The organism is Acinetobacter sp. KH_038 (genome assembly GCF_057839405.1).
This window is the reverse complement of the sequence record NZ_CM174489.1, coordinates 3,160,625-3,166,833: the sequence shown is the minus strand read 5'-3', so window position 1 is coordinate 3,166,833 and position 6,209 is coordinate 3,160,625. Positions and strand designations below refer to the sequence as shown.

General features: G+C 44.4%; 6 protein-coding genes. All 6 read left to right on the top strand.

The window, feature by feature from the left end:
• Positions 1 to 660: 660 nt before the first annotated feature.
• The 6 genes from rpmH (at position 661) to AC3IT7_RS14975 (ending at position 6,205) form a co-directional block, all read left to right on the top strand.
• On the top strand, positions 661 to 795 hold the full coding sequence (gene rpmH, locus AC3IT7_RS15000) for a 50S ribosomal protein L34 (protein WP_000831329.1): 135 nt from the start codon (positions 661 to 663) through the stop codon (positions 793 to 795).
• 29 nt (positions 796 to 824) lie between these two features.
• Positions 825 to 1,217 carry a ribonuclease P protein component gene (rnpA, locus tag AC3IT7_RS14995; RefSeq protein WP_475653638.1) on the top strand — a complete coding sequence of 131 codons (393 nt, stop codon included), beginning with the start codon at positions 825 to 827 and terminating at the stop codon, positions 1,215 to 1,217.
• A gap of 9 nt (positions 1,218 to 1,226) precedes the next feature.
• The gene (gene yidD, locus AC3IT7_RS14990; RefSeq protein WP_005173498.1) at positions 1,227 to 1,547 is read left to right on the top strand and encodes a membrane protein insertion efficiency factor YidD; all 321 of its coding nucleotides are present in this window, start codon (positions 1,227 to 1,229) and stop codon (positions 1,545 to 1,547) included.
• A 5-nt stretch (positions 1,548 to 1,552) separates the two neighbouring features.
• Positions 1,553 to 3,316: a membrane protein insertase YidC gene (gene yidC / locus AC3IT7_RS14985; protein ID WP_489248981.1), complete on the top strand. Its 1,764-nt coding sequence runs from the start codon at positions 1,553 to 1,555 to the stop codon at positions 3,314 to 3,316.
• A 92-nt stretch (positions 3,317 to 3,408) separates the two neighbouring features.
• Positions 3,409 to 4,767, top strand: coding sequence for a tRNA uridine-5-carboxymethylaminomethyl(34) synthesis GTPase MnmE (gene mnmE / locus AC3IT7_RS14980; protein ID WP_475653636.1), 1,359 nt, complete (start codon positions 3,409 to 3,411; stop codon positions 4,765 to 4,767).
• A 205-nt stretch (positions 4,768 to 4,972) separates the two neighbouring features.
• The gene (locus tag AC3IT7_RS14975) at positions 4,973 to 6,205 is read left to right on the top strand and encodes a tyrosine-type recombinase/integrase (RefSeq protein ID WP_489248980.1); all 1,233 of its coding nucleotides are present in this window, start codon (positions 4,973 to 4,975) and stop codon (positions 6,203 to 6,205) included.
• The last annotated feature ends 4 nt before the right edge of the window (positions 6,206 to 6,209 follow it).

Genomic DNA, 6,209 nt, shown 5'->3' with positions numbered 1-6,209 from the left:
GTGAATCCCCTATTCATTCCATTGTTCATTCAAAAAACATTACCGCGACCAAAAGCGGGTCGCCATTCTAACCAAGTTATCCACATCTGTCATGGCAATTCCCGCAGAAACTGTGCAAAAAGGAATCAACACGCATAAATTTAAATTTAAAACCCGGTGTGGATAAGTTTATCCGCAAGCTGTGGATAAAATATAGCACAAAGTTATCCACAAAGTATAAAATTAATAACAACAGTTTTATCCACAATATAAGTTTATGTTTAAATAACTAAAAAGTAGCTTATCCATAGAAAAAGTGCTCCCTAATAGTAATAAATTTAAATTTATAAATTTGAATTTACTTATAAGATCCAGGGTTTTTGTGGATAACTCAGGAAACTTCAAATTTAAATTCAAAACAGCAACTCAAATTCAAACCCTGGATAAATTGTGGATAACTTTGTTGATAGAGTTGTTTATAAGTTATATATTTATTATTAACAATAACTTAAACTGTGATTAACTACAAATCAGTCATTTTTCCAACTGATATCTAAAAAACCAGTATCTCGTACTTTTTTAATCTTATTTGAAAAGAAAAGTGCTTTTGCATTGACAGCTCAAGCAATGAGCACTAAAATCGCGGACCTTCATAGAAAGATCATTTTTTGGAGTTTCAATATGAAACGTACATTCCAACCGTCTGAATTAAAGCGTAAGCGTGTTCATGGTTTCCGTGCTCGTATGGCTACTAAAGCTGGTCGTCAAGTATTAGCTCGCCGTCGTGCAAAAGGTCGTCATAGCTTAACTGTTTAATCAGTTACGCTAAGACGATTTTGGGTGTTATGACAAAACTTTATAGTTTTGGCACAGAGTTGCGATTACGCTGTGCTGCCGATTATAAAGGTGTCTTTGATGGTGCGCTTTTTAAAGTGCATCAACCCCATTTCTTATTTCTTGCAAAACCTTCCGAACTGCCAAATAGCCGTTTGGGTTTAGTTGTTGCTAAGAAGAAAGTGCGCCGCGCACACGAACGAAATAGAGTAAAACGACTTGCTCGCGAAAGTTTTCGCCTGCATCAACAGCAACTAGATGACTTAGACATTGTCGTTATGCCCAAAATGGGTGTTGAAGCAGTGCCTAATGCAGAATTGCACCAGCAATTACAATTTGCTTGGCAGAAACTTAACCGTCTTGCCAAAAAGCATTCAAAAATAGCCCCCTCCCCACAAAAGTAGAGTAGGCCAATGGTACGTTTACTACATTGGTTAATACGTTTCTATCAGATTGCGATCAGTCCTTTATTGGGACCGCGCTGTCGTTATATTCCAACTTGTTCTCAATATTCCCTGGAAGCAGTCCAGATCCATGGGGCTGGACGTGGAGTGTGGCTGGCTACTAAGCGTATTTGCCGTTGTCATCCGTGGGGGGGCTCGGGATATGATCCTGTTCCCTCAAAAGCGATTCGTTTTATTTCATTTCAGCAAATAGATTCTCAAACGCTTCACGTTGCTGTACCCTTTCGTGATCGTTTATTGAACCAAAATCACTCTCACCACTTGGGGTAAAACATATGCAACAATGGGCCAGGATTGCCATTCTCGGAGCCATGTTTGTTGTCGCATATTTGCTCATTTTGGCGTGGCAAAAAGATTATGGAAATGCTGAAACCAAACCGCAGCAGGAAACTGCTGTTGTTTCGCATGACGTATCTGCAGATTTGCCAAATGCTCAGACGGCTACAGTTGCCTCTGATCTGCCACAAGCGAATATGCCAGCGCAGCAAGCCACGGATGCCACAGCACCTGTAAGTCAGCAGCTTATTTCAGTACAAACTGACCTTTATCATCTTTGGATCAATCCGAAAGGTGGTGATATTGTTCGTATTGAATTGCTCAATCATGACAAAAACAAAGACAGCGATGAACCTTTCGTGATGCTGGAAAGCGATGCGAAGCGGACTTATGTCGCCCAGTCTGGTCTGATCGGTCTGAATGGACCGGACAGCAGCCGTAACGGCCGTCCAATGTATGAGCTGGAAAAAACCGCCTATACCTTGGCCGATGCGAAAGCCACCAAATCTAAAGATGGTGAAAGCCTTAAAGTCTTGTCTGTACCGCTGGTGTTTAAAACCGCTGATGGTGTCGAGATTATCAAAACCTTCAATTTCACTGAAGGCGAATATCCGGTTGTCGTAAACCACAAAGTGGTTAACCGCAGTGGCCAGACCTGGCAAGGTCAGATGTTCGGCCAGATCAAACGGGATAACTCGGAAGATCCAGGTAAATCGGATCAGGGTATCTTCACGCTGGGAACATTCCTGGGCGGTGCCTGGGGTACGCCGGACGAACAGTACAACAAGCTTAAATTCGACAACTTTGTTGAAGAAAAAGTCAGTACTGAAGCGAAAGGTGGCTGGGTGGCCATGGTGCAGCACTACTTTGTCAGTGCATGGGTACCAGGTAATCTGAAGTTGACTCAGGGTAATGGCGAAGCCTATAGCGCCAAGCTTGAATCACGTAAATCAACCGACAATATGAACATCATCGGTTTTACCTCACCGACTTTCAATGTACCTGCCGGTACAGTGGCCGAGATTGATGCGACCTTCTATTCGGGTCCAAAAATCCAGTCAGAACTGAAAGATCTGGCAGCCGGTTTAAATCAGACTGTAGATTATGGCTGGTTATGGCCAATTGCGAAGCTGTTGTTCGTAGGTCTGGAATTCTTCCATGGTCTGGTGGGTAACTGGGGCTGGGCAATTATTCTGTTGACCATTCTGGTGAAACTGATTCTGTGGCCATTGTCGTCGAAGAGCTACCGCTCGATGGCGAAAATGCGTGTGATTGCACCAGAAATGCAGCGTATGAAAGAAGAGTTCGGTGAAGACCGCATGCGCTTCTCTCAGGAAATGATGGCATTGTACAAACGTGAACAGGTTAATCCGCTGGCCGGCTGTTTACCGCTGTTATTGCAAATGCCGATTTTCCTGGCCCTGTACTGGGTATTGATGGAATCGGTTGAACTGCGCCATGCACCATGGATGCTATGGATTCAGGATTTATCTTCAATGGACCCATGGTTTATCCTGCCGTTGCTTATGGGCTTGACGATGTATATCCAACAGTCGTTAAATCCACAGCCAACTGATCCAATGCAGGCCAAAGTCTTCAAGATTATGCCGGTTATTTTTACCGTATTCTTGCTATTCTTCCCGGCAGGCCTGGTTCTGTACTGGATTGTCAACAACTTGATTACGATCCTTCAGCAGAGCTTGATCAACAAGTCTGTTGCCAAAGACCGTGCCAAACGTGATGAAGCCACGCCAGTCAACTAAGTTGTACTGATGGGCTGAATAAATCCGCTTAAGATGGTAATCTTAGGCGGATTTTTTTTGGCTGTCCTTCTGAGTCTTTGCAGGTGAATTTTATGCTCAACCGAACCACAACTATTGCTGCAATTGCAACTCCACCAGGACGTGGCGGCGTTGGGGTGATTCGCCTGTCAGGGCCACAATCTTATGCAATTGCTCAGGCCTTGACTCAAAAGGATCTGCCCAAGGCACGTTTTGCCGGTTTTCGCCAGTTTTATGATGCTGCCGGTGAAGTGATGGATGAAGGGCTGGCAATTTGCTTTCCCAATCCGCATTCCTTTACCGGTGAAGATGTGGTGGAGTTACAGGGACATGGTGGCCCGGTGATTCAGAATGCCCTGCTCGGCCGTTTGCTGGAGCTGGGGGCGATTGCAGCCAAGGCCGGTGAGTTTTCCATGCGTGCCTTCGAAAATGGCAAGCTGGATCTGGTGCAGGCCGAAGCGATTGCCGATTTGATTGATGCCACTTCACAAGCGGCTGCACGTTCTGCGGTACGTTCCCTGCAAGGGGCTTTCTCGACCAAGGTCAATGCCGTGCTGGAGCAGCTGATTCATTTGCGTCTGCATGTGGAAGCCGCGATTGATTTCCCAGAAGAAGAAATCGACTTTCTGGCCGATGGCAAGATTTTAAACTTGCTCGATGGCGTCGCCAGTGCCGTAACTCAGGTGCAGCAATCTGCGCGTCAGGGACAGCTTTTGCGTGAAGGCTTACAAGTGGTGATTGCAGGGAAACCGAATGCCGGTAAATCTTCCTTACTGAATGCACTGGCCGGTATTGAACGTGCCATCGTGACGGATATTGCCGGAACCACGCGTGATGTATTGCATGAGAAGATCACTTTAAATGGCTTACCGATTACCTTGACCGATACCGCGGGTTTGCGGGAAACCGGAGATATCGTGGAAAAAGAAGGTATTCGCCGCGCAATCAAGGAAATCGAACAGGCCGATTTATTACTGCTGGTCTATGACCTGAGTCAGGGTGAAGATCCATTGCAGTTAGCGCAAGAATATTTTGCTGAACATATTGAACCGAAACGTCTGATGCTGATCGGCAATAAATGTGACCTGACCGGTGCTGAAGCCACAATCGGCGATTTAAATGGCTTCCGGCACATTGCCGTCTCTGCCAAGCAGGAAACCGGCGTGCAAGCGCTCATAGAGGCGATTACAGCGCATGCAGGCTTCCAGCCTGAAGAAGATACCTTTATTGCGCGTACCCGCCATTTGGACGCAATGAAGCGCACCCAGCTGTATTTGGCTGAAGCGCGTGAACAGCTGGTGATATATAACGCTGGCGAACTGGTGGCCGAGTCCTTGCGTCTGGCGCAAAACGCGCTTGGGGAAATTACTGGTGACTTTAGTGCTGATGATTTGCTCGGCAAGATCTTTGGATCATTCTGTATTGGAAAGTAATTTCAAATTAAGCCAATATTCCAATAAGTTCTAATAAGTTCCAGTGATAATTAAATAGCATTAAGTTTTAATAGCTTAGTGCTTTTTTAATGTCTTTTTATTATTCCAATGTGTTCTATACGTTCATCTAGTGCTATGATTTTTTTAGTCACCTACTAGCTACGTGACAATAGAACCTTATTTTTATGCCTGAGTGACTAGAATAATGCCAAAGATAAACGGCCTGTTTTTCTCTACTGATAGAGAGATTCAAAACCTGAAACCACAGGACAAGCGATATTCAGTTAAAGACAAGCTGAATAATGGGCTGTTTATTGAGGTGAAGGAATCAGGCGTTAAGTCGTGGCACTATCGTTATTCACTGGCAGGCAAGCAAGAACGGCTTGTTATAGGTCGTTATCCTGACTTGTCATTGAAGGACGCTAGACAGATTAGAGATGAATCCGCCTCATTGGTGGCTAAAGGTATTTCGCCGAAACAAGATAAGGCAAAACCTAAAGGCATTTTGTTCAAGGACTACGGCGAACGCTATTTAAAAGAAGTCATTAAAAAAGACCGCAAAGACCCTTACAACATGGTTTTATGCCTGAGCAATGATATTTATCCGATGATGGGCCACATTCCATTAGATCAGATCAGTATTGAAGATATACGCCGTACTATATGGCGCAAAAAAGAACAGGGATATGATGCAGCAGCTAACCAAGTCAGAGGCTTGTTAAAGCGCATGTTTGATTATGCAATGACTTTGGGCCTTGTACCTTATAACCCTGTTTTGGCTATCCCTTCACGGCACGTACACAAGGCAAAGCCTAGAGATAGATATTTAAGCACAAATGAAATCCGCACCTATTACACCACCCTCCTAAACTCAAGAATTTATCGACCTAGAAAACTGGGCCTTTTACTGTCATTGCTTACATTGGTTAGAAAGTCAGAGCTATTGAGGGCCAAGTGGGAGCATATCGACTTTGATAGCCGTATATGGCTTATACCTGAAACAAAGGCCGACAGTGCGACAGGCCATAGCCGTGAAATGGTCGTTTATATGTCGGATCAGGTGATGGAGATATTTAAGGAACTCAAAGCGATTGCAGGCAATGAGCCTTTTGTATTTGTAGGCAGAAAGTCAGGTACTCATATCAGCCATAACGCATTTAATACGGCGCAAAAGGCAGCACTGGCATTAACAGACTTGCCACCGTTTACCGTGCATGACTTGAGAAGAACGGCCAGTACCCATTTAAACGAGCAAGGTTTTAATAGTGATGCAATCGAGGCTTGTTTAAACCATACAGCCAAAGGTGTAAGGGGTGTATATAACAAGGCCAAGTATGAAAAAGAACGCACAGAGATGATGCAGAAATGGAGTAATCATATTTTTAGTGTGATTTATGAACCGAATTTGATCTTTTTTAATCAGGCTAAAGGTGCTTAATAGT

Coding starts and splice junctions, on each gene's coding strand:
- yidD (WP_005173498.1), top strand. CDS start 1,227: ATGGTACGTTTACTACATTGGTTAATACGTTTCTATCAGATTGCGATC.
- rpmH (WP_000831329.1), top strand. CDS start 661: ATGAAACGTACATTCCAACCGTCTGAATTAAAGCGTAAGCGTGTTCAT.
- rnpA (WP_475653638.1), top strand. CDS start 825: ATGACAAAACTTTATAGTTTTGGCACAGAGTTGCGATTACGCTGTGCT.
- mnmE (WP_475653636.1), top strand. CDS start 3,409: ATGCTCAACCGAACCACAACTATTGCTGCAATTGCAACTCCACCAGGA.
- AC3IT7_RS14975 (WP_489248980.1), top strand. CDS start 4,973: ATGCCAAAGATAAACGGCCTGTTTTTCTCTACTGATAGAGAGATTCAA.
- yidC (WP_489248981.1), top strand. CDS start 1,553: ATGCAACAATGGGCCAGGATTGCCATTCTCGGAGCCATGTTTGTTGTC.